General features: G+C 70.7%; 17 protein-coding genes and 1 riboswitch. Of the genes, 10 read left to right on the forward strand and 7 right to left on the reverse strand.

Translation table 11 applies throughout. The features are described from left to right. The first annotated feature begins 110 nt into the window (after nucleotides 1-110). On the forward strand, nucleotides 111-929 hold the full coding sequence (locus tag ACFYV1_RS13655) for an esterase/lipase family protein (protein ID WP_389395646.1): 819 nt from the start codon (nucleotides 111-113) through the stop codon (nucleotides 927-929). A gap of 235 nt (nucleotides 930-1,164) precedes the next feature. Next, nucleotides 1,165-2,733, forward strand: a complete 1,569-nt coding sequence (locus tag ACFYV1_RS13660; protein ID WP_389395647.1) for a M23 family metallopeptidase — start codon at nucleotides 1,165-1,167, stop codon at nucleotides 2,731-2,733. Between the two features lie 69 nt (nucleotides 2,734-2,802). Here the strand turns inward: ACFYV1_RS13660 and pcrA are convergent, their stop codons facing one another. Next, a complete protein-coding gene (pcrA, locus tag ACFYV1_RS13665) occupies nucleotides 2,803-5,256 on the reverse strand; it encodes a DNA helicase PcrA (protein ID WP_389395648.1) in 2,454 nt (817 codons plus the stop codon). 244 nt (nucleotides 5,257-5,500) lie between these two features. After that, a riboswitch (cyclic di-AMP (ydaO/yuaA leader) is annotated at nucleotides 5,501-5,663 on the forward strand. 1 nt (nucleotide 5,664) lies between these two features. On the opposite strand from pcrA, the gene ACFYV1_RS13670 reads away from it, so the two are divergent. After that, a complete protein-coding gene (locus tag ACFYV1_RS13670; RefSeq protein WP_389395649.1) occupies nucleotides 5,665-6,825 on the forward strand; it encodes an NlpC/P60 family protein in 1,161 nt (386 codons plus the stop codon). A gap of 93 nt (nucleotides 6,826-6,918) precedes the next feature. Here the strand turns inward: ACFYV1_RS13670 and ACFYV1_RS13675 are convergent, their stop codons facing one another. After that, a complete protein-coding gene (locus ACFYV1_RS13675) occupies nucleotides 6,919-7,272 on the reverse strand; it encodes a hypothetical protein (RefSeq protein WP_389395650.1) in 354 nt (117 codons plus the stop codon). A 349-nt stretch (nucleotides 7,273-7,621) separates the two neighbouring features. Here ACFYV1_RS13675 and ACFYV1_RS13680 point away from each other — a divergent pair, with 349 nt between their 5' ends. Further along, nucleotides 7,622-8,668, forward strand: coding sequence for an NlpC/P60 family protein (locus ACFYV1_RS13680; protein WP_389395651.1), 1,047 nt, complete (start codon nucleotides 7,622-7,624; stop codon nucleotides 8,666-8,668). Between the two features lie 98 nt (nucleotides 8,669-8,766). Next, on the forward strand, nucleotides 8,767-9,522 hold the full coding sequence (locus ACFYV1_RS13685) for a GNAT family N-acetyltransferase (protein ID WP_389395652.1): 756 nt from the start codon (nucleotides 8,767-8,769) through the stop codon (nucleotides 9,520-9,522). A gap of 16 nt (nucleotides 9,523-9,538) precedes the next feature. Here ACFYV1_RS13685 and ACFYV1_RS13690 read toward each other — a convergent pair whose 3' ends face one another. Together ACFYV1_RS13690 and ACFYV1_RS13695 are read right to left on the reverse strand one after the other, a co-directional pair. Continuing rightward, nucleotides 9,539-10,228 (reverse strand): LuxR C-terminal-related transcriptional regulator, encoded by a 690-nt coding sequence (locus ACFYV1_RS13690; protein ID WP_389395653.1) that lies wholly within the window; start codon nucleotides 10,226-10,228, stop codon nucleotides 9,539-9,541. Beyond that, the gene (locus tag ACFYV1_RS13695; protein WP_389395654.1) at nucleotides 10,225-11,514 is read right to left on the reverse strand and encodes a PspC domain-containing protein; all 1,290 of its coding nucleotides are present in this window, start codon (nucleotides 11,512-11,514) and stop codon (nucleotides 10,225-10,227) included. Before ACFYV1_RS13695 ends, ACFYV1_RS13690 begins: the two co-directional genes overlap by 4 nt. Before the next feature lie 152 nt (nucleotides 11,515-11,666). Here ACFYV1_RS13695 and ACFYV1_RS13700 point away from each other — a divergent pair, with 152 nt between their 5' ends. Next, nucleotides 11,667-12,947: a PspC domain-containing protein gene (locus ACFYV1_RS13700; protein WP_389395655.1), complete on the forward strand. Its 1,281-nt coding sequence runs from the start codon at nucleotides 11,667-11,669 to the stop codon at nucleotides 12,945-12,947. Next, the gene (locus tag ACFYV1_RS13705; protein WP_389395656.1) at nucleotides 12,934-13,269 is read left to right on the forward strand and encodes a hypothetical protein; all 336 of its coding nucleotides are present in this window, start codon (nucleotides 12,934-12,936) and stop codon (nucleotides 13,267-13,269) included. Before ACFYV1_RS13700 ends, ACFYV1_RS13705 begins: the two co-directional genes overlap by 14 nt. Before the next feature lie 335 nt (nucleotides 13,270-13,604). Here ACFYV1_RS13705 and ACFYV1_RS13710 read toward each other — a convergent pair whose 3' ends face one another. Next, nucleotides 13,605-14,936, reverse strand: coding sequence for an RICIN domain-containing protein (locus ACFYV1_RS13710; RefSeq protein ID WP_389395657.1), 1,332 nt, complete (start codon nucleotides 14,934-14,936; stop codon nucleotides 13,605-13,607). A 188-nt stretch (nucleotides 14,937-15,124) separates the two neighbouring features. Here ACFYV1_RS13710 and ACFYV1_RS13715 point away from each other — a divergent pair, with 188 nt between their 5' ends. Next, nucleotides 15,125-16,210, forward strand: a complete 1,086-nt coding sequence (locus tag ACFYV1_RS13715; RefSeq protein WP_389395658.1) for a hypothetical protein — start codon at nucleotides 15,125-15,127, stop codon at nucleotides 16,208-16,210. A 46-nt stretch (nucleotides 16,211-16,256) separates the two neighbouring features. After that, on the forward strand, nucleotides 16,257-17,675 hold the full coding sequence (locus ACFYV1_RS13720) for a phospholipase A2 (RefSeq protein WP_389395659.1): 1,419 nt from the start codon (nucleotides 16,257-16,259) through the stop codon (nucleotides 17,673-17,675). Between the two features lie 200 nt (nucleotides 17,676-17,875). Here the strand turns inward: ACFYV1_RS13720 and ACFYV1_RS13725 are convergent, their stop codons facing one another. Both ACFYV1_RS13725 and guaA read right to left on the reverse strand, forming a co-directional pair. Next, on the reverse strand, nucleotides 17,876-18,439 hold the full coding sequence (locus ACFYV1_RS13725; protein ID WP_389395660.1) for a DoxX family membrane protein: 564 nt from the start codon (nucleotides 18,437-18,439) through the stop codon (nucleotides 17,876-17,878). 174 nt (nucleotides 18,440-18,613) lie between these two features. Next, nucleotides 18,614-20,194 (reverse strand): glutamine-hydrolyzing GMP synthase, encoded by a 1,581-nt coding sequence (gene guaA, locus ACFYV1_RS13730; RefSeq protein ID WP_389395661.1) that lies wholly within the window; start codon nucleotides 20,192-20,194, stop codon nucleotides 18,614-18,616. A 319-nt stretch (nucleotides 20,195-20,513) separates the two neighbouring features. Here guaA and ACFYV1_RS13735 point away from each other — a divergent pair, with 319 nt between their 5' ends. Next, nucleotides 20,514-20,801 carry a chorismate mutase gene (locus ACFYV1_RS13735; RefSeq protein ID WP_389395662.1) on the forward strand — a complete coding sequence of 96 codons (288 nt, stop codon included), beginning with the start codon at nucleotides 20,514-20,516 and terminating at the stop codon, nucleotides 20,799-20,801. Nucleotides 20,802-21,106 lie beyond the last annotated feature (305 nt).

Consider the following 21,106-nt stretch of genomic DNA (forward strand, 5'->3'; position numbering starts at 1 on the left):
TGGTGCGGCACCGACACCGTGGAGAGACGACCGCACCGTCCGCGGGCGCGCGCGCTTCCCATGAGGGCACGCGGGGAGAGCCGCCCCCGCCGTGCCGACGGGAGGTCGACGTGAAGGCTCTGCCTTTTCTCAGGACCCTGCCCTTCGTTCCGCAGTTGCCCGCCGCGCTGTTGCGGGCCACGGCGCTGGAGCTGGTGATCCTCGCCGGGCATCTGCTCCTGTATCCCACCGGGCTCACCCCCGAGCGCCGCTCCCGCGCCGTTCGCGGACCGGGCCTGGGGAAGGGTGCGGCGGTCGTGCCGACGGTCCTGCTGCACGGCTTCGTCGACAACCGCTCCGTGTTCGTACTGCTCCGCCGGGCCCTCGCCCGGCAGGGCCCCCATCACGTCGAGTGCCTCAACTACTCACCGCTCACTTGCGACATCCGTGCCGCGGCGGATCTCCTCGGCCGCCACATAGAGGAGATCTGCGCGCGCACCGGCAGGCACCAGGTCGACATCGTCGGGCACAGTCTCGGCGGTCTGATCGCCCGCTACTACGTCCAGCGGCTCGGCGGGGACCGCCGCGTCCGCACCCTGGTGACGCTCGGCACGCCGCACCGCGGCACGACCGTCGCCAGGCTCGCGAGCGCGCACCCGATCGTGCGGCAGATGCGTCCGGACTCGTCGGTGATCGCGGAGCTGCGTCTGCCGGCACCCGGCTGCCGCACCCGGTTCGTCAGCTTCTGGAGCGATCTGGACCGGATCATGGTGCCGGTCGAGACGGCCCGCCTCGACCATCCAGACCTACTCGTACAGAACGTGCAAGTGAGCGGAATCGGCCATCTCGCACTGCCGGTTCACCCCGCGGTGGCCGACGGCATCCGCGACGCCCTCGAGTCGGGCGTGTCGGAGGCGGACTCTTCCTCCGGGGCCGCTTCCGTCGCTTGAAGTGACCGATCGCCGCCAAATCTTCGAACACTTCTCGAACGTAGGGCCAAAGCTCCGCCCTTGGACCGCCGAAACGCGACTGAATGCCCGTTTCCTGATTGCGTAGATCCCGCCGAAGATTGTCGCCGTCGCGTACCGCCGGGTACAGTCGCGCCACTGCTTCCCCCCGGGACCCCCCGTGCAAACAGGCGGACCCGCAGAATCAGGTCCTGCTGCCGAGGCGAGAGAGAAGTTGGTGAACGACCAGCACGCCCACGCCGGGTACGACGGCTATGCCACCGGCAGCTACGACTCGGACCCGCTCTTCGGCGCCATGCCGGGCAGTTACGAAGCGGGGCACAGCGGCCAGTACGACTCGTCCCAATGGGACACCGGTGCCCACGGGACCGTCGGTTACGACGGCTACGCATCGGCGCAGCAGGCCCAACAGCCGCAGCAGGCTCAGCAGTTCGAACAGTACGAGCAGTACGAACAGCAGTCGTACGAGCCCCAGCAGCAGTACGCGCAGTACGACACCACCGGCCAGTGGGACGCCGGCGCGTGGAACGAGGCGGGCGGGACCGGCCAGTACGAGACGGCCGCGGCGACCTTCACCCATGACGCGACCGGCCAATGGGCACCCGGCACCTTCGACAGCGGCACGTACGACGCCACGGCGTGGAACTCCGCCACGCCGGACGGCCTCGTCCCGCAACAGTTCGCTCCGGAGCAGGGGTTCACCCAGGCCACCGAGTACGAGCAGCACGAGACATACGGCACGTACGAGACGAACGACGCCTACGGGACGAACGGCACGTACGAGGACGCCTACGCCTTCGAGGCGCAGCCGCAGGCCGAGACGGGAACGGACTTCGAGGCAGAGGGCGCGCACGACGGCCAGATCTCGGAGTACGCGGAGTACGCGGAGTACCGTCCCGAGCACGAGGCGGCAGCCGAGAGCGACTCCGAACCCCCGCAGGACGGCGCCGAGTCCGATCATGACGCACTGACCCGGACCATGGACGCCGTACCGGTCGTGCCCGCCACCCCCGTCGTTCCCCGGCCGGTTCGCCGCGCCGGCGGAAGCCGTGGCCGCCGCCGTACACCGGCCAGGCGCTCGGCGCTCCTCACCGTCGCCGTGCCCTCCGCCTGCGTGATGGGCGTCGCAGGTGTCGCCGCCGCGTCGGTCAGCGGCCTCGGCAGCGAGCCGCAGGACGACAAGAGCAACGTGGCGGCCCCCGACCCCGCTTCCGTGAAGCCGGTCGAGGCGAACAACGCCATGGACACCCAGCTCGCCGCGCTCAGCGCCGACGCCCGTGACTTCGGCGACCGCGCCTCCCGCACCCAGGAACGCATCGATCTCAAGGCGCGTCAGGCCGCGGAGAAGAAGAAGCGCGAGGAGGAGGCCGCCCGCCGTGAGGCGCTGCGCCCCAAGTTCATGCTGCCGGTGAAGCTGCACCAGCTCAGCGCGCGCTACGGTCAGTCCGGCGTCAACTGGATGTCACTGCACACCGGTATCGACTTCCCCGTCCAGTACGGCACCGAGGTCATGGCGGCGACGGACGGCACCGTCCGCACCCAGTGGAACGGCGCCTACGGCAACATGGCCATCGTGACCGCGGCCGACGGCACGGAGACCTGGTACTGCCACCTGAGCAGCACCAAGATCCGCTCGGGTACGGTCAAGGCCGGTGACGTGATCGCCTACTCGGGCAACTCCGGCAACTCCACGGGCCCGCACCTGCACTTCGAGGTCCGGCCCGGCGGCGGCGCGGCCATCGACCCGCTGCCCTGGCTTCGCAGCCACGGCCTCGACCCCACGTAGCCTGCCGAGCGGCAGGCAGCAGAAGTCCTACCGACGTGAGCCGGCCCCCGAAGGGGCCGGCTTTCGCCGTCAGAGCTTCTCGACCGGGGCGTACCGCAGCAGCAGCCGCTTGGGCTTCTCGTCCCCGAAGTCGATCGTCGCCTGGGCCTCGGAGCCCATGCCCTTCACCTCGACCACGGTGCCCAGACCGAACTGGTCGTGGGTGACCCGGTCGCCCACCACCAGGGAGATCACCGGCTTGTCGCTCGTACGCCGCGTGGCGAAGCCCGAGGCACCGCCGCGCGAGCGGGACGAGGAGAGCGAGGACGCGATCTTGGACGTCGGCCCGGCGGGCGCGGCCATCGGGCCCGTGCGCTTCCAGGTCAGGTGCTGACCGGGGATCTCCTCGAGGAAGCGCGACGGCGGGTTGTACGAGGGCTGGCCCCATGCGCTGCGCATCGACGAGCGGGTCAGATAGAGCCGTTCGCGGGCGCGGGTGATGCCGACGTAGGCCAGGCGCCGCTCCTCCTCGAGCTCCTTGGTCTGTCCGAGCGCCCGCATGTGCGGGAAGACGCCGTCCTCCATGCCGGTGAGGAACACGACGGGGAATTCGAGGCCCTTGGCGGTGTGCAGTGTCATCAGCGTGATGACACCGGTTCCCTCCGCGTCCTCGTCGGGGATCTGGTCGGAGTCGGCGACGAGCGCGACCTTCTCCAGGAACTCCGCGAGCGTGCCCGTGCCCTCCTCCTCACCGCGGTCCTGCTCGAACTCGAGCGCCACGGCAGCCAGTTCCTGGAGGTTCTCGATACGGGTCTCGTCCTGCGGGTCCGTGGACGCCTGCAGCTCGGCGAGGTAGCCCGTCCGCTCCAGAACCGCCTCGAGCACGACCGCGGGGCCGGCACCCGAGTCGACGATGGTGCGCAGCTCTTCCATCAGCACGTTGAACCGCTTGACCGCGTTCGCCGAGCGGGCCGCCATGCCGTACGCCTCGTCGACGCGCCGCAGGGCCTGCGGGAAGGTGATCCTCTCCCGGAGTGCGAGCGCGTCGATCATCGCCTCCGCGCGCTCGCCGATGCCGCGTTTGGGCACGTTCAGGATGCGGCGCAGCGGGACGTTGTCCTCGGGGTTGGCGAGAACGCGCAGGTAGGCCAGCACATCGCGGACCTCCTTGCGCTCGTAGAAGCGGACACCGCCGACGACCTTGTAGGGCAGGCCGACGCGGATGAAGATCTCCTCGAACACGCGCGACTGGGCGTTCGTGCGGTAGAAGACGGCGACGTCACCGGCTTTCGCCTCGCCCTGGTCGGTGAGCCGGTCGATCTCGTCGGCGACGAACTGGGCCTCGTCGTGCTCGGTGTCCGCGACGTAGCCGGTGATCTGCGCGCCCTCGCCCGCGTTCGTCCACAGGTTCTTGGGGCGGCGGGACTCGTTGCGCTCGATGACGGCGTTGGCGGCCGACAGGATCGTCTGGGTGGAGCGGTAGTTCTGCTCCAGCAGGATCGTGGTGGCGTCCGGGTAGTCCTCCTCGAACTGGAGGATGTTGCGGATGGTCGCGCCGCGGAAGGCGTAGATCGACTGGTCGGCGTCACCGACGACGCACAGCTCGGCCGGGTCCAGGTCCTCGTAACCCGTGCCCACCAGCTCGCGCACGAGCGTGTACTGGGCGTGGTTGGTGTCCTGGTACTCGTCGACGAGGACGTGCCGGAAGCGGCGCCGGTAGTGCTCGGCGACGTCCGGGAACGCCTGGAGCAGATGGACCGTCGTCATGATGATGTCGTCGAAGTCCAGGGCGTTGGCCTCGCGCAGCCTCGCCTGGTACATCCGGTACGCCTCGGCCAGCGTCTTCTCGAACCCTCCCCCGGAGCCGCCGGCCCCGAGAGCCTGGTCGGCGTAGGTCTCCTCGTCGATCAGCTCGTTCTTCAGGTTGGAGATCTTGGCACTGAAGGACTTCGGGGGGAACTTCTTCGGGTCCAGGTCGAGATCACGGCAGACCAGCGACATCAGCCGCTTCGAGTCGGCCGCGTCGTAGATCGAGAACGACGAGGTGAAGCCCAGCTTCTTCGACTCGCGCCGCAGGATGCGCACGCACGCGCTGTGGAAGGTCATGACCCACATCGCGTTCGCACGGGGACCCACCAGCTGCTCGACGCGCTCCTTCATCTCGCCGGCGGCCTTGTTGGTGAAGGTGATCGCCAGTATCTGGCCGGGGTGGACGTGGCGGGTCCCCAGCAGGTGGGCGATACGGTGCGTGAGCACCCGGGTCTTGCCGGAGCCGGCCCCGGCCACGATGAGCAACGGTGACCCTGTGTGCACGACGGCGGCACGCTGCTGCTCGTTCAGCCCCTCCAGCAGCGCGGCCGGGTCCACGACGGGGCGCGGCGCGCCGTCCCGGTAGTAGCCGTCACGGGCCGGAGGCACGTCGAACGCACCCTGGAAGAGGTCGTCCGGAAGCTGCTCCGGTGCCGATTCCTCGGGGGGCGGCGGGGGCTCGTCCGCGTCGGGCCGGAGGTCCGCCAGGAAGCTGTCGTCAAAGAGGCTGCTCATCGCTTAACGAGTCTAGGCGGCCGGACCGACAATCCGTGGCCGCACCGGGACACCCGTGGGCGGGCCACGGTACGTGACGGGACGAATCCACCAGGCGACCGGCTGCCGCTCGCGGGCCGCCCACGGAAAAAGGTCACGAAAATGTATCGGACATATCGAACATCAACCTTCACAGCAGATACACGAGTTGGCTAGCGTGCTCGACCAGGCGGCCCGTACCCCTCCCGGCGAACCACGTCGAGACGGGCGGCCTGCGCCGAATCCGGCCTCCCTCCAACGGAGTTCGGAACCGGGGACCCACCATGCAGAACCGGGGTGAATCGGACCGCGCTCAGCGAGGTCCGTAGGGCGTCTTCCGTTCGCCCGAACCCGACAGCTAACCCGGTAGGCGGTCCACGGAAGAAGGAGATGCCGGCCTTGGCGTCGCATCGCAGGACCCGCAGCCGAACCGCAAAGCCCTCCCCCGCCGTCGGGTTCACCACGGCAGCCCTAGCGGGTGTGACTCTGCTCTCGTCACAGAGCGCCACCGCCGCGCCCGCCGAGCCGAAGCCCAGCATCGAAGAGGTGCAGAAGAAGGTCGACGACCTGTACCGGCAGGCGGGCAGCGCCACGCAGGAGTTCAACAAGGCCAAGGAAGCCACCGCCGAGAAGCGCCAGGAGGTGGACCGGCTGCTGGACGAGACGGCCAAGCGCGCCGAGCAGCTGAACGAGACCCGTCGCGCCCTCGGCAGCTACGCCGCCGCCCAGTACCGCACCGGCTCCGTCACGCCCACCGCGGCACTGATGTTCGCGGACAGTCCGCAGGCGTACTTCGACCAGACGCAGTTGATGGACCGGATGACGGACCAGCAGCGCACCGCCGTCACCGCGTACGAGACGGAGCGGGCGGCGGCCGCCAAGCAGCGTGCGGAGGCGACGAAGCGCCTCGAGTCCCTCACGGCCTCCCAGGAGGCGCTGCGCACCAGCAAGCAGACCGTGCAGGCCAAGCTCGCGGAGGCACGCACCCTGCTGTCGAAGCTGACGGCGGAGGAGAAGGCCCGGCTCGCCGCGATCGAGCGGAAGAAGGAGGAGGAGGCCCGCCGCAAGGCCGAGGAGAAGGCCGAGGCGGAGGCCCGCGCCAGGGCGGAGGCCGAGCGGCAGCGTCAGGAGCGCGAGACCACTCCCGAAACGGGCACCACGCAGCCGGGCACCGGCACCGGCACGGACGACGGCACGTACGCCGCCAAGGCCGACAAGGTCCTCGCGTTCGCCCGCGCCCAGATCGGCAAGCCGTACGTCTGGGGCGCGACGGGGCCCAGCTCCTACGACTGCTCCGGCCTCACCCAGGCCGCGTGGAAGGCGGCGGGCGTGGACCTGCCGCGCACCACCTGGGACCAGGTGAAGGTCGGCACCCGCGTCCAGACGGCTGAGCTGCTCCCCGGCGACCTGGTGTTCTTCTACGACGACATCAGCCACGTCGGCATCTACATCGGCGACGGCAAAATGATCCACGCCCCCAAGCCGGGTGCGAACGTCCGCGAGGAGTCGATCTACTACATGCCGATCTACGGCAGCGTCCGCCCCGCCTGACCCGGACGTCACGGTGCCCGGGCGGCTCGACCGCCCGGGCACCGTCATGCCCGGACGCCGTCATGCCCGGACGCCGTCATGCCCGGGCGGCGGTCAGGTCCAGAGCGTCGCAATGAAGATGTTGACCACCGTCAGACCGCCCACCGCGCCGAACAGCGCCTTGTCGATCTTCTCCTCGTCCCGCTTGACGTACACCAGGCCGAGGATCACCACCAGGACCGCCAGCTTGACGCCGATCTTGAGGTTGTTCACCGTCTGGTCGTCCGCCTGGTTCAGCCCCACCAGCACCATGCCCGTGAGCAGCATGGTCAGCGCACCGTGCAGCATCGCGGGGCTGAAGCGGGCCGTGCCCTCGCCCATCGCCTTCATCTGGGTCAGGAACCCGCCCAGCAGCGAGGCGATGCCGATGATGTGCAGTGCGACGAAGACATTGATCAGTACGTCCATGGCCGGAGCCTAACCCTCCCCATATCACCGCCTGTTGGGCAGGTGGGTCGGTTCGGCCGGATCGGTCGGACCCCGGCGCCGATGCGGCCCCGCGACGCCGGACGACCGTTCACCAACCGTTCCCGAATGTCCAACTTCGGTGATTCACGGTCCTTCTGCCCCGGCCTCGTGACCGCGAGGTTTAGCGTCCTGCCCCAGGTGGCCGAATCCCCACCCGCCGTTGTGCAGCCGGACGGCACTCGGCCGCCACCGCCGGGAGATCCGGCGGCGGGCCGCTCCCCTGTGCGGCCCGCCGCCGGACACGCACAAGCCGCGGCGGCAGGGACGACGGAAGGACGTGGAAGCCCTCGTGGCAGCGCACCGGAAACCCAGACAGCGCCCGTTCGGCGGGCCGGCCGCCCGTACCGCGGTCACCGTCGTGCTCGCCGGCGCCGCGAGCGGCACCGTCCTCGAGAGCACGGGCCACGCCGAACCCCGCCTCACTCCCGCCCAGATCAAGGCCAGGGTCGACACCCTGTACCAGGAGGCCGAGGCCGCCACCGACAAGTACAACGGCGCCAAGGAGCAGGAGGCGAGCGCCCGCGGGTCGCTGGACGCGCTGCGCGACGAGTCGGCCCGCAGGACGGAACGGCTGAACGCCTCCCGCAACGCCCTCGGTTCGATCGCCACCGCCCAGTACCGGGACGGCGGCATGGACCCCGGCCTGCGTCTCGCCCTCACCTCCGACCCGGAGGAGTACCTGGAGCGCGCCGCACTCGCCGAACGGACCGGCGCACGGCAGGCGGCCGCGATCGCCGGTGTGCACCGGCAGCTGATGGAACTGGCGCGGCTCAAGGCGGAGGCCGGCGAGAGGATCACCGCGCTCGAGGCCCACCGGACGGAACTCGCCCGGCACAGGACCACGGTCCGGGACAGACTCGCGGCCGCCGAGCGCCTGCTGGCCGAGCTGACGGCCGAGCAGCGCGCCGCGTACGACGGTGCGCCGTCGAACGGCGCCGCCCACGCCGACCGCGCCGGCACTCCCCGCGGTCCGCTCAAGGCCCCAGGCAGCCGGGCCGCCCAGGCCGTCGCCTATGCGTACGGAGCGCTGGGCCGGCCCTACGTGTGGGGTGCGACCGGTCCCGGGTCCTACGACTGCTCGGGCCTCACCCAGGCGGCCTGGCGCTCCGCCGGGGTCTCACTGCCGCGCACCACGTACACCCAGATCAACGCGGGCGAGCGCATTCCGCGTTCCCGGCTCGCGCCGGGCGACCTGGTGTTCTTCTACTCCGGCGTCACACACGTCGGCCTCTACATCGGCGGCGGACAGATGATCCACGCCCCGCGCCCCGGAGCGCCGGTACGGGTCGCGCCGATCGACCGGATGCCGTTCGCCGGAGCCACCCGGCCCGCGTGACGTCCGTTCGGCCCGGGCCGAAACCGGCTTGCCCCGCGCCCCCCGCGGTGCCACCATCCCGGGGTCCGTCCCAGACGCCCGACCAGCAGGAGACGTACGTGGACCTCGACGTCCAGAACTATGTGCGCGCACTCGCACTCCGCTCCCCCGGCCATGTACGCGTCGGCCCCTTCACCGTGCGCTACGACGCCGACTGGCCGATCCCGCCGGTCAACTACGCCGTGCCGGACCACGGCGCCTCGCCGACCGCCGACGAGATCAAGGCCCTGATCGAGGTGTTCCGTGAACGGGAGCGGCTGCCGCGCCTGGAGTTCCTGCCGTCCTGCGCACCCGGCCTCGAACCGGCCCTGCTGGAGGCCGGTTTCACGGTCGAGCGCCGCGCCCCGCTGCTCGCCTGCCCGCCCCAGGCGCTGCTGACGCCGCCGCAGGTGCCGGGCATCGCCTTCACCGTGCTGTCGGACGAGGCCGGTTACCGTGCCGCGGCCGGTGTGCAGCATGCCGGGTACGGGATGGAGGGCGAGGCGACCGAGGGCGAGATCGGGGGCCTGCGCAAGGTCACGGAGGGCGGCGGCGTCGCGGTCCTCGCCACGGACACGACGGACGGCACCCCGGTCGCCGCCGGCAGCTGCTCGATCCCGGTGGACGGCCTGAGCGAGCTGACCGGTCTCGCGGTCGCCGCCTCCCACCGCCGCAGGGGCATCGGCGCCGCACTCTCCGCGTACCTGACGGCCCGGGCCTTCGACCGGGGCTGCCGAACGGTCTGGCTGGAACCCGGCGACGCGGACGTCGAACGCGTCTACGCCGCCATCGGCTACACCCGCGTCGGCAACAAGACCGACATGTCCCTCACGTAGGCAGGATGACGGCCCGTCACACCAGGCGGCGGGCCGTCGCCCACCGGGTCAGCTCGTGCCGGTTGGACAGCTGCAGCTTGCGCAGCACCGCGGACACGTGCGACTCCACGGTCTTCACCGAGATGAACAGCTGCTTGGCGATCTCCTTGTACGCGTATCCGCGCGCGATCAGCCGCAGCACCTCCCGCTCCCGCTGGGTCAGCCGGTCCAGGTCCTCGTCGACCGGCGGCGCGTCCGTCGAGGCGAACGCGTCCAGTACGAACCCCGCCAGCCGCGGCGAGAACACCGCGTCGCCGTCCTGCACCCGGAAGACCGAGTCGACCAGGTCCGCGCCGGTGATCGTCTTGGTGACGTAGCCGCGGGCGCCGCCCCGGATCACGCCGATCACGTCCTCCGCGGCGTCGGAGACCGACAACGCGAGGAAGCGCACCGGATTCTCCGCCGACCCCATCAACGCGGCGCAGCGGCGCAGCACCTCGACCCCGCCGCCACCGGGCAGGTGCACGTCGAGCAGGACGACCTCCGGCCGGGTCGCCGTGATCACCGTGACCGCCTGGTCGACGTCGGCGGCCTCGCCGACGACCTCGACCCCGGTGCGCTCGGTCTGCCCGATCTCCGCCTGGACACCGGTGCGGAACATCCGGTGGTCGTCGACGAGCACGACCCGCACCCGTCGCTCCATGGTCTGTTCTGCGGCCTCGGTCATCCGTCCGCCCTCTCCATCTCGAGCTCCACTTCCGTGCCGTCCCCGGGCACGGAGCGCAGCCGCGCCGTCCCGCCGTTGCGCTGCATACGGCCGATGATCGATTCTCTGACGCCCATCCGGTCCTCCGGTACCGCGTCCGGGTCGAAGCCCGGCCCGCGGTCCCTCACGGACACGAAGACCGTACGGCCCTCCACCTCCGCGAACACCTGCACCGCCCCTCCCGCGCCACCGTACTTGGCCGCGTTGACCATGGCCTCGCGTGCGGCCTGCATCTGGGCGGCCAGCTTCTCGTCGAGCGGGCAGTCGCCGACCACGACGACCTCGAGCGGTACCCCGTGCTTGTCCTCGACCTCGGCGGCCGTCCTCTTGACCGCCTCCGCCAGGGTGTCGGGCTCCTGGTCCTCTTCCTTGCCGGTGCCCTCCGGCTTGTAGAGCCAGTTTCGCAGCTCCCGCTCCTGTGCGCGGGCGAGCCTGCGGACCTCGCCCGCGTCGTCGGCGTTCCGCTGGATCAGGGTGAGCGTGTGCAGTACGGAGTCGTGGACGTGCGCGGCGACCTCGGCCCGTTCCTGGGCCCGGATGCGCATGGTCCGCTCCTCTGAGAGATCCTGCGTCATCCGCACCAGCCAGGGGCCCGCGAGCAGCGCGACGCCCGCGATGACGGCGACGGCGGCGGTCAGCACGTTGCCCAACTGGGCCGCGGAGCCGCGCACCACCATGAAGACGGTCAGTCCCACGCCGACGAGGGCGACACCCGCCAGCGCCCGGGCCAGCTGGAGCAGCCGGCGGCGGCGGCCGACCTCGGTCCAGCGGGCGCGGCGGGCGTTGTCCGCCTGCCGCCACACCAGGACGACGCCCGCGCCGATGAGCAGGGTGGGCCACACGTAGCGGTTGCTGCCCCGCAGGTCGACGTTGCCGACGAAGACCGCGGCGCCGAAGAGCAGTGCGGCGACGGCGAAGAGCTGGCCCTTGTCCGGCTTGCGCAGCCGGCGGCGGCCGTCGGGCGTGGTCTCGAACACCGAGCGTGGTTCCGCGGCCCTGCCGCCGACGCCGAGCGGCACGACGATCCAGAAGACCGCGTAGAGCACCGCGCCGAGGCCGTCGGCCAGGAACAGCCCGAGGAAGACGAGGCGCACCCAGACCACGGGCAGCCCCAGATGTCCTGCCAGGCCGCGCGCCACGCCACCCAGCATCCGCCCGTCGGCGCTGCGGTACAGCTTGCGCAGAGCCGGCTCCTCCGGCGGGGGGACGCGGGAGGAGCCGGTGGCTCTGGAAGTGGCGACTGGCATGTACCGATCGTCACACGCGGGGACGGGGCGCGGTATCAGGGTCGTCCCTTAAACGGCCCCCGGATCCCCCGGTGGTCCGTGTGCCGGATATCAGGGAACCACCAGGGTCGGCCGGGGTCCCGTCGCACCGCGCGGCCCGTCACCATGGACACATGACAGAGCAGCCGACCGTCCCGCCCCCCGAGACGCTCCAGCTGCGCCGCTCGCCCCGCCACAAGGTGGTGGCCGGTGTGTGCGGCGGGCTGGGCCGCCACTGCGACGTGGACCCGGTGATCTTCCGGATCGCCGTCGGCGTGCTCTCGGTGACCGGTGGCATCGGACTGATCTTCTACGGGTTCGCCTGGCTGCTGCTCCCGTCGGACGACGACGAGGAGAACGAGGTCCGGCGGCTGCTGTCGGGCCGGGTGGACGGCGCGTCGCTGACCGCCGTGCTGCTCGCCCTGATCGGGTGCGGGATCTTCCTCTCGATGCTCGGCAACGGCGGCACGCTCTTCTTTGCCGCTCTGCTGTCGCTGGCCGTCGCCGGCGCGGCCGTGTGGTCCCAGCGCCGTCGGCTCGTCACGACCGACGGCGCGCCGATGGACGCCGCGACGGCGCACGCGGTCGCGGAGGCCCCGCCGGAGACGAAGGCGCCGCCCGTTCCCGAACGCCCTTCCTGGTGGCGGGACCCGATCGTCAAGGACGGCACGACGGGGCCGGTGGCGACGGGCTATCTGTGGGGGCCCGACTCGGCGATCGCGGAGGTCGAGGGCGAGGCGAGGGGTCCCGTCGCGCCGCTGCCCGTGCCGCGGCAGAGCCGGGGGCCCCGGGGCATCGGAGGACCGGTCCTCCTCCTCGCGCTGCTGGCGGGCGGTCTCGGGACCGGGCTCAGCTGGGCGGAACAGCCGCTGGGAACGGCCCTGCAGATCGGACTGGTCGCCGCGCTGGCGGTGTTCGGCCTGGGCCTGCTGGTCAGCTCCCTGCTGGGGCGCACGGGCTTCGGCACGATCCTGCTCACGCTGGTCACCGCGGGACTGCTCGCGGGTGCGTCGGCGCTGCCCAAGGACATCAGCACGAGCTGGGGCGAGAAGACCTGGCGACCGGTGTCGGTCGCGGCCGTCGATCCGTTCCACGAACTGGGCACCGGAGTCGGCACGCTCGATCTGTCCTCACTCGCCGTTCCGGCGGGCGAGGTGGTGTCGACCGGGGCGGAGATCGGGGCGGGCCGGCTCGTGGTCGTGCTCCCGAAGGACGCGACGGTGAAGCTCGACGTCGAAGTGGGCGTCGGCGACATCAGGCTTCCGGGGGAGACCCCGGAGGACATCGACGTCGGCCCGGGCCAGGACCGCCTGCGCACGCTGCGACCGCCCGCCGGGGCGAAGGAGGCGGGCACGCTGGAGCTGAGGCTGGAAGTGGGCATCGGACAGGTGGAGGTGACCCGTGCCAAGTCATGAGTCGGGACGTGGGAACGGCCGTGGCCTCGGCCGTGATTCCGGTCGTGATTCCGGCCGGGCGTTCCTGCACGGCTTCCGCCCGGCGAGGGCGCTCGCAGGGCTGTGCGTACTGGCCACGGCCCTGCTCTACGGCGGTGACGCCGGCGGCGCCTGGCACACCCCCTGGTGGGTGGCGTTCCCTCTCCTCTTCTGCGGCCTTTTCGTGGCGGGCACGGTGGCCGCGCTGCACTACGGCGTACGCCGCCGCCGTGCCGCGATCATCGCGTCGAGGGAGAACAGGGAAGCGCCCGCCAGTACCAGCGGCAGCCACGCCATCAGGTAGGCGAGGTCACTGGCGTACTGCTGTTACAGGGCCGCCGCTCATGCAGACGGTGCGGGTACTGATCGCCTTCGGGATCAGCTGCGAGACCGACGCGTCCACCTCTCCGGAACGGCAGTTGCGGGACTGCATGGCCTGCGTCGACGAGAGGCGGCACCTTGGATGCCAGGTGACAGGGGTGGCCAAGGATGCTCAGGCCGGCACGCGTGGGGCCGACGGGCGAGACCGGTCCCAGCGGCTGGGTGTCTGGTGCGGCCACGTGGCGTGCAGTCTCGCACCGGTCCCGGAGAGCGGAGAGGGGCGGATCAGCCCCGCAGGTGTGCACGGGCTATGGCCGGTCAGCGGGCGGTCAGCCGCCACTGCCGCTCGGGTCGGCTCCCGCAAGGGGCCTGGACGACGGCCGCGGCCTGCCGGGTGTCCGCCCCGGCGACCGTCATGCACAGACCGCTGTTGTCGTTGGCGATCCGGTACAGCGACCGGCCGGCTTCGTCGGCGCCGTCGCGGTCGAGCCGCCACAGATGGTCGGGGTAGTCACCGCACGGGTACTGGTTGACCACGACGCCCGATGCCTTGTCCGCGGCGGGGACGGCCGCGCAGAAGCCGCTGTTGTCGTTGACGACCCGGTACAGGGACCCGGCGCCACGTCCCACGGGCTCCAGGCGCCAGAAGTGGTCGGGGTAGTTCCCGCACCCGAACTGGTTGAGGTCGACGACTTCGGTGCTCGCTCCTGGCACCGCCAGGCAGAATCCGCTATTCCGGTTCACGATCCGCACCGGCCCGCCGACGGGGATGCCCTGCGCCTGCTCACCGATGCCGTCGGCGGACGGCTGCGGGGTGGCGGCCGGAGGTGCCGACGGGGCGACGGGCGGGGCGGCCTGAGAAGCAGCGGGCTCAGAGGCGGTGGGCTCGGACGGGTCCGGGGTCATCGGCCCGGTCGGCACCGGCTCGCTGCTGGTCGACGGCCCGCCGCCCTGAACCTGACCGGGCCCGAGTTCGGACGGAGCGGCGATGTCGGCCGTGTCGTTTCCCCGGTCCTCGCCGTTGACAATGGCGAGAACAGCGACGAGGGCCGCGAGGGCCGCCCACTGGGCCGGGGTCCGCCAACGTCCGAACCGGTCCGTGCGTCGCCGGGACGCGGCCGGCGGCGGAGCCGGTGCGGCCTTTGCCGACGCGGGATCCTGCGAGGTCGGCACGTTGTCCGCGGACAACCCGGAGGTGTTGTCGTCCTCTTGACGGACCTCGCGAGGCGGAGCGGCCTGCGCTTCGCCGGGCGACGGCTCGTGGTCCGGCTCCCGGCCGGGGTCCGGGGCAGCAGCAGCCGGAGGCGGTGTGGAAGTACTCGGGGCCGAAGAGACCGGGCCGGGGGCCGGTGCCAGGGCTGCCATCGATGCCACCGCCTCAGTGTGGAGGCGGCGGGCTTTGCGGAGTTGCTCTGCTCGTGTCCGGGCGTCGCGCGGGAAGCGGTCCTCGACGACCGGGGTGAGACGGGACAGCGGGATGATCTTCAGGCCTGAGCGGTACTCGCTCCACACGCTCCGGCTCAGCCGGTACCGCTCCTCCAGCCCGCTCACCGTTAACTCCTCGGTCAGTTCCCGCAGGAACTGCGCGAGGGCGTTGACCTCGGCCGTACGGCCCTTCAACGGCCCCGGAAGACGCCCCGATCGCTTCATCTCTCCCCCTTCGGCAGCCGGTGCGGCTGCGCAAGTTCGCACAAGTTCGCGGTTGTCCGCTGTCTTCCAGCCCTCTGACCTGTACTGATCCCGTTCCACCCCTACGGATAATCAGACCAGGTTCCAGCGTGGTGTTCCACCGCTTCCATCAACCAGGACGGCGGAGAGCACTACAGCGAAGGGACACCGTGAACGGAAACTTCATCCGCAGGCCCAAGTGCCTCGCGGTCGTATCGGGACTGGTCATGGCCGTGGGCCTGGCCGTCGTCCCGGCCCAGGCCGACAGCAAGCCCGACAACCGACCCCCGTCCACGACCGGGACACTCGGCCGGACCGCCACCCCGGGCGCCCCGGTCACCCGCGACCAGGTCATCGCCCGCGCAAAGCACTGGGTCGAGGAGGCCGTCCCCTACAGCCAGTCGCACGCGTGGAAGGACGACGCGACCGGCGAGCACTACCGGCAGGACTGCTCCGGGTTCGTCTCCATGGCCTGGCAACTCAAGGACAGCCTCACGACCCGGACACTGCCCGGTGTCGCGGACAGGCTTCCCGGCTTCTCCCAGCTGGAGGCCGGTGACGCCCTCAACTACCCGGCAGCCCACGCCATCTTGTTCGGCGGCTGGACCGACCGGGCCAAGGGCGACTTCGTCTACTACAGCGAGAGCCGCAGCGGCCGGCCAGCGCGCAAGGACAGCGCGAACATCCACGACAGCCGCATCGCCGGCCACCCGCGCACGCTGTACATCCCGCTGCGGTACAAGAAGCTCGTCGCCCCGCCGGCTCCCATCGCACCGGCCCACACCACACCGGCTCGGCCCGCCAAGCCGGCTCCTGCCCCGACGCCCAGCAAGCGTGCCGCTCCGCCGTCCCCTGCCCTCCCCGCCGCACCGACTCCGGTGCCCCTCACCAAGTCCTCGGCCCACGGAACCGGAACGAGCTTCGCCGCTACCACCAGCCGCCTGTACGCCATCTCCCCCGACCACTCGGCCGTGTACGAGTACACCGGCACGGGCGACACATGGGTGAAAGTCCGCGGCCGCACCAGCCGCATCCACACCAACGCCAACACCCTCTACGCCACCAACTCCCACGGCGGCGACATCCACCAGTACAACCCCGCCCGCAGGACATGGACCCGCATCGGCGGGCCCGGCGCCGACTTCGCCGCCACCGCCAACCGGCTCTACGGCGCGAGCCCCGACCACAGCGGGGTCCACGTCTACACCGGCCGGCCCAACGCCTGGGTCCGCGTCGGCGGCCCGCTCGCTCCGTGACCCCCCGCTTCGGCACTCGTCCGAACCACCACGGAAGGGACCACAAATGAACCCCATCGAGCCCATGCTCGACCCGCGGAAACCCCGGCGGGCCGTCACCGTGTGGCGCAGATTCCACGGCGCGTTCCGCATGCTGTGCCTGCTGGTCGTCGGAGTCCTGGCCCTGGGCGCCGCCGCGAACGCCGCCTCCTCGAACCAGCCGGGCAGCATCCACGACTCGGTGGCGCCACTCGAGCTGGAACAGATCGTCGCAACGGGCCAGGGCGTCTACGGCCTGTCCGCCGACCACCGGGGCGTCTACGAATGGTCTCCCCACCAGGACGGCTGGAAGAGGGTGTGGGGAGGCGCCACCAAGCTCTACGGCGGCGGTGCCACCGTGTACGCGACCGATCCGTCCACCGGCAGCATCCACAAGTACAACGGTGAACGCTGGGACCGCATCGGCGGCCCCGGTTCCACCTTCGTCTCCGCCGACGAGAAGCTCTACGGCATCAGCCCCGACGGCAGCGGAGTCTGGGAGTACACCGGGAAGGGCGACGTCTGGAACAAGATCGGCGGCCCGGCCAAGGACATCTACCTCGGCCCCGCCAAGCACATGTGGCTCGGCCACGCTTCAGGCAACGCCCTGTACGCCACCAACCGGGAAACCGGCGAGCTCTACAACTACGGCGGCAAGCCCGAGAAGTGGACCAAGGCCGGCGGCCCCGGCGTCACATTCGCCGTGACCGGCAAGAACGTCTACGGGCTGAGCCCCGACGGCACCATCTTCGAGCGCGATCCGAAGAAGGGCCACTGGATGCCCGTCGGCGAACGCGCCGAACACATCTTCAGCAGCAACACCCTCTACGCCGTCAACCGTGACACCCACGATCTCTACAAGTACGGCGGCAAACCCCACCAGTGGAACCGCGTCAGCGGCCCCGCCGCTGCCTTCACCACCAGCGGCCACGACCTCTACCGGCTCGCCCCCGACCGCCGCTCCGTCCAGAAGTACAACGGCAACGGGGAGAACGACCAGTGGCTCGACCTACGGGGCCCGGCCGCCCCGGCTACCCGCGAGGAGAAGATCGCTCGTCTGAACAGCCTCATCCAGTTCGGCCCTGAAGCCAGGGACGCGTGGTATGCGGCACTCGGTGCGCACCGCACAGGCAAGCTCGACCCTTACGAGTTCAGGTGGACGAGCAACATCTGCAACTCCCCGGCCCCGAACGGCCTCGGCGGTTACGACTTCACCCTGGCCTGTGTCCGGCACGACTTCGGGTACCGCAATTACAGGGACCTGTTCGGTGAGGAGGCATTCCGCAACAGCCCGACCGGAAAGCAGCACATCGACCAAGTCTTTCTCCAGGACCTCAACACGATCTGCGACACGCCTGGCTGGCCCGTCCGCCACACCCCCGCCGATCGCGCGGCATGCAAGTCGGCCGCCAACACCTACTTCTTCGGTGTCGTCGCCGGTGGCTGAACCGCACTGCCTCTGAGCAGCCATGGTGTGTGTGGGGGGGGGGAGCCACCTGAGGAGAGGCGGCTCCCCCCGACCCGCAGTCGACAGACTCAGCGGCCGCGGCGGACTGAAGCGCAGGTACTCCCGCTTCGTGGCCCTGCGGATTCGGCCCGCCGGACGCGAAGTCCGCAAGGCCACATGCGGGGCCCCTGGCTCACCGGTCAGGGGCCTTCCTCATGCCTGTTTCCGCTGTTCATGTCCCCCTGGCCGTGCTCGTGGCGTCTGTGCCTGATCATGGTGTCCAGGGACCAGTACGGCGCACCGGCAAGCACCAGGGGTACCCAGCAGAACATGTACGGGAGATCGTTGCCGTAGTAGTAGGGATCGGTCTGCCAGCTCACCGTCAGCCACAGGCTGAGCGAGATCAGCGCACCACCGAGGGCGGCGAGCCTGGTCAGCAGTCCGAGCAGGGTGCCGACGCCCACGGCCAGTTCCCCGAACGCGATCGCGTATCCGAAGCCCTCCGGGTTCTTCAGCGCCAGGTCGACCAGGGACGGGATCGCCGACGTGTCGCGCACGCTGCTCATCAGCTCACCGATGGAGCCGGTGCCGGTCGCCGACATGAACGCGCTGTCGGTGAGCTTGTCGAGGCCCGCGTAGACGAACGTCACGCCGAGGAAGACGCGCAGCGGCAGGAGTGCGTACCGCCCCGCGTGCTGCCGCAGGCCATGTGGCCCGTCATCGGGCGTTCCGTGGCCCGATGCCGCCCGATGCGTGTGTGTCATCGCTGGTCCCGCCTTCAGTTGACCCGTCGACCGACCATACGTACGGCGCGGCCGCGCCACTCACCAGGCTAGCGGCACAGTCTGTGACAGAAGAGGTGTGCGGGGACGGCGAGAACGGCGACGCCGCCGCTCGGTGAACGAGCGACGGCGCCGGTGTCGGAGCTGCGGGGAGGATCACTCCCACTCGATGGTGCCCGGCGGCTTGCTCGTCACGTCGAGGACCACGCGGTTCACGTCCGCGACCTCGTTGGTGATCCGGGTCGAGATCCTGGCCAGCACGTCGTACGGCATCCGCGTCCAGTCCGCCGTCATCGCGTCCTCGGACGAGACGGGGCGCAGCACGATCGGGTGGCCGTAGGTCCGGCCGTCGCCCTGGACGCCGACGCTGCGGACGTCGGCGAGCAGCACCACCGGGCACTGCCAGATGTCGCGGTCCAGGCCGGCCGCGGTGAGTTCCTCGCGGGCGATCGCGTCGGCCTCGCGCAGCAGGTCCAGGCGCTCCTTGGTGACCTCGCCGACGATCCGGATGCCGAGCCCCGGGCCGGGGAACGGCTGCCGCTGGACGATCTCGTCCGGCAGGCCGAGCTCCTGGCCGACCATGCGGACCTCGTCCTTGAACAGCTGGCGCAGCGGCTCGACGAGCTCGAACTCGAGGTCCTCGGGCAGACCGCCCACGTTGTGGTGCGACTTGATGTTGGCGGTGCCGGTGCCGCCGCCGGACTCCACGACGTCCGGGTAGAGCGTGCCCTGCACCAGGAAGGCGACGTCCTCGCCGTGCTCGGCCTCGGCCACGATCTCGGCCTGCGCCTGCTCGAAGACACGGATGAACTCGCGGCCGATGATCTTCCGCTTCTCCTCGGGGTCACAGACCCCGGCCAGCGCCTCCAGGAAGCGCTGCTCCGCGTCGACGACCTTGAGCTGCACGCCCGTGGCCGCGACGAAGTCCTTCTCGACCTGCTCGGTCTCGCCCTTGCGCATCAGACCGTGGTCCACGTAGACGCAGGTCAGCTGGGATCCGATGGCCTTCTGCACGAGAGCCGCGGCGACGGCGGAGTCCACGCCGCCGGACAGCCCGCAGATGGCACGCCTGGTGCCGACCTGGGCGCGGATCGCGTCGACCTGCTCCTCGATGACGTTGCCCGTGGTCCAGTTGGGCTGGATACCGGCGCCGCGGTAGAGGAAGTGCTCGAGCACCTGCTGGCCGTAGGTGGAGTGCATCACCTCGGGGTGGTGCTGCACGCCGTACAGCTTCTTCTCGTCGTTCTCGAATGCGGCGACCGGCACGACGTCCGTGGAAGCGGTGACCGCGAAGCCCTCGGGGGCGGCGGAGCAGGCGTCGCCGTGCGACATCCACACCGGCTGCTCGTCCGGGGTGCCCTCGAAGAGGGTCGAGCCGGACTTGGTGACGTGCAGCTGGGTACGGCCGTACTCCCTGGCGCCGGTGTTGTCGACGGTGCCGCCGAGCGTCGTCGCCATCAGCTGGAAGCCGTAGCACATGCCGAGGACCGGGACCCCGGCCTCGAAGATCGCGCGGTCCAGGCGCGGGGCGCCCTCCGCGTACACCGACGAGGGGCCGCCGGAAAGGATGATCGCCTTCGGGTTCTTGGCCAGCATCTCGGCCACCGGCATGGTGGACGGCACGATCTCGCTGTAGACCCGGGCCTCACGGACGCGGCGGGCGATGAGCTGGGCGTACTGCGCTCCGAAGTCGACAACGAGTACGACGTCGGGGGCGGCGGAGGGTGCTGCTGGCACTGGGGCGGCCTTCCGGCGGGGCGGGGAAAAGGGTCTGCTTGTCGATTCTACCGGCGCGCCGGTGGAGCCCTCTCGTCTCACCATCCGAACCCGGTTTGGCCCCCGTGTCGGGGGACGGTCCATACTGACCGCATGCACAAGCAGCTGACCTTCGTCTTTACCTATGGCACCGGCCCGTCCGGCTGCCATGGTCGTGCTGCTTGATCTGCTGACAAGCGACTTCCCAGGCGCCCCGGGCCTTCAAGGCCCGGGGCGCTTCGGCTTTTCCGGGCCGCACCGGCCCGTGGCTCCGGCAGAACCCGACATAGGAGCCCATGAGATGTCCGTCACCGAGACCGAGAAGACCGGCGCCCGCACCGACCGGGCCGCCACCGTGATCACCGGGTGCCGCGAGCGCATCGACGCGCTCGACGACCGGATCATCGGCCTCATCCAGGAACGGATGGCCGTGTCCGCCGTCATCCAGGACGCCCGCATCGCGTCGGGCGGGCGCCGGGTGAACCTGGCACGCGAGATGGAGGTGCTGGCCCACTACAGGGACGCCCTCGGCAAGCCGGGCACGTCGATCGCGATGACGATGCTGGAGCTGTGCCGCGGCCGGATCTGACCCGCGCCGGGCGGGGCCGCGCACCCCGGGGCCCGGTCCGTGTCCTCCTGCGTATCTGCGTTCGGTCGCATCCTCACCCGTACGGCGCGTGACGCAGCCGTCCCGTCTTCGTTGGTCCCGTTGTCCGTGCCAGCCAGGGGCGGCCTTGAAGTAACCACGCGTGGCTCCGCTGGAGCGTGTGACGTACTGCAGGTACGTCGTGGGACCTCGCTCCAGCGCGCGTGACCGGTCGGCAGGGGACAGCAGCCCGGTCGCCCCAAGAGCGGTCGGTTCCGGGGACGCCCGGCGCCGACCGCATCCGGTCG

The organism is Streptomyces sp. NPDC003023 (genome assembly GCF_042888225.1).
Classification (GTDB): Bacteria; Actinomycetota; Actinomycetes; order Streptomycetales; family Streptomycetaceae; genus Streptomyces.

Bases quoted from the DNA above. Each gene is read 5' to 3' on its own strand.
- ACFYV1_RS13710 (WP_389395657.1), bottom strand. From the start codon at position 14,936: ATGAAGCGATCGGGGCGTCTTCCGGGGCCGTTGAAGGGCCGTACGGCC.
- ACFYV1_RS13675 (WP_389395650.1), bottom strand. From the start codon at position 7,272: ATGGACGTACTGATCAATGTCTTCGTCGCACTGCACATCATCGGCATC.
- pcrA (WP_389395648.1), bottom strand. From the start codon at position 5,256: ATGAGCAGCCTCTTTGACGACAGCTTCCTGGCGGACCTCCGGCCCGAC.
- ACFYV1_RS13735 (WP_389395662.1), top strand. From the start codon at position 20,514: ATGTCCGTCACCGAGACCGAGAAGACCGGCGCCCGCACCGACCGGGCC.
- ACFYV1_RS13690 (WP_389395653.1), bottom strand. From the start codon at position 10,228: ATGACCGAGGCCGCAGAACAGACCATGGAGCGACGGGTGCGGGTCGTG.
- ACFYV1_RS13725 (WP_389395660.1), bottom strand. From the start codon at position 18,439: ATGACACACACGCATCGGGCGGCATCGGGCCACGGAACGCCCGATGAC.
- ACFYV1_RS13700 (WP_389395655.1), top strand. From the start codon at position 11,667: ATGACAGAGCAGCCGACCGTCCCGCCCCCCGAGACGCTCCAGCTGCGC.
- ACFYV1_RS13720 (WP_389395659.1), top strand. From the start codon at position 16,257: ATGAACCCCATCGAGCCCATGCTCGACCCGCGGAAACCCCGGCGGGCC.
- ACFYV1_RS13695 (WP_389395654.1), bottom strand. From the start codon at position 11,514: ATGCCAGTCGCCACTTCCAGAGCCACCGGCTCCTCCCGCGTCCCCCCG.
- ACFYV1_RS13670 (WP_389395649.1), top strand. From the start codon at position 5,665: ATGCCGGCCTTGGCGTCGCATCGCAGGACCCGCAGCCGAACCGCAAAG.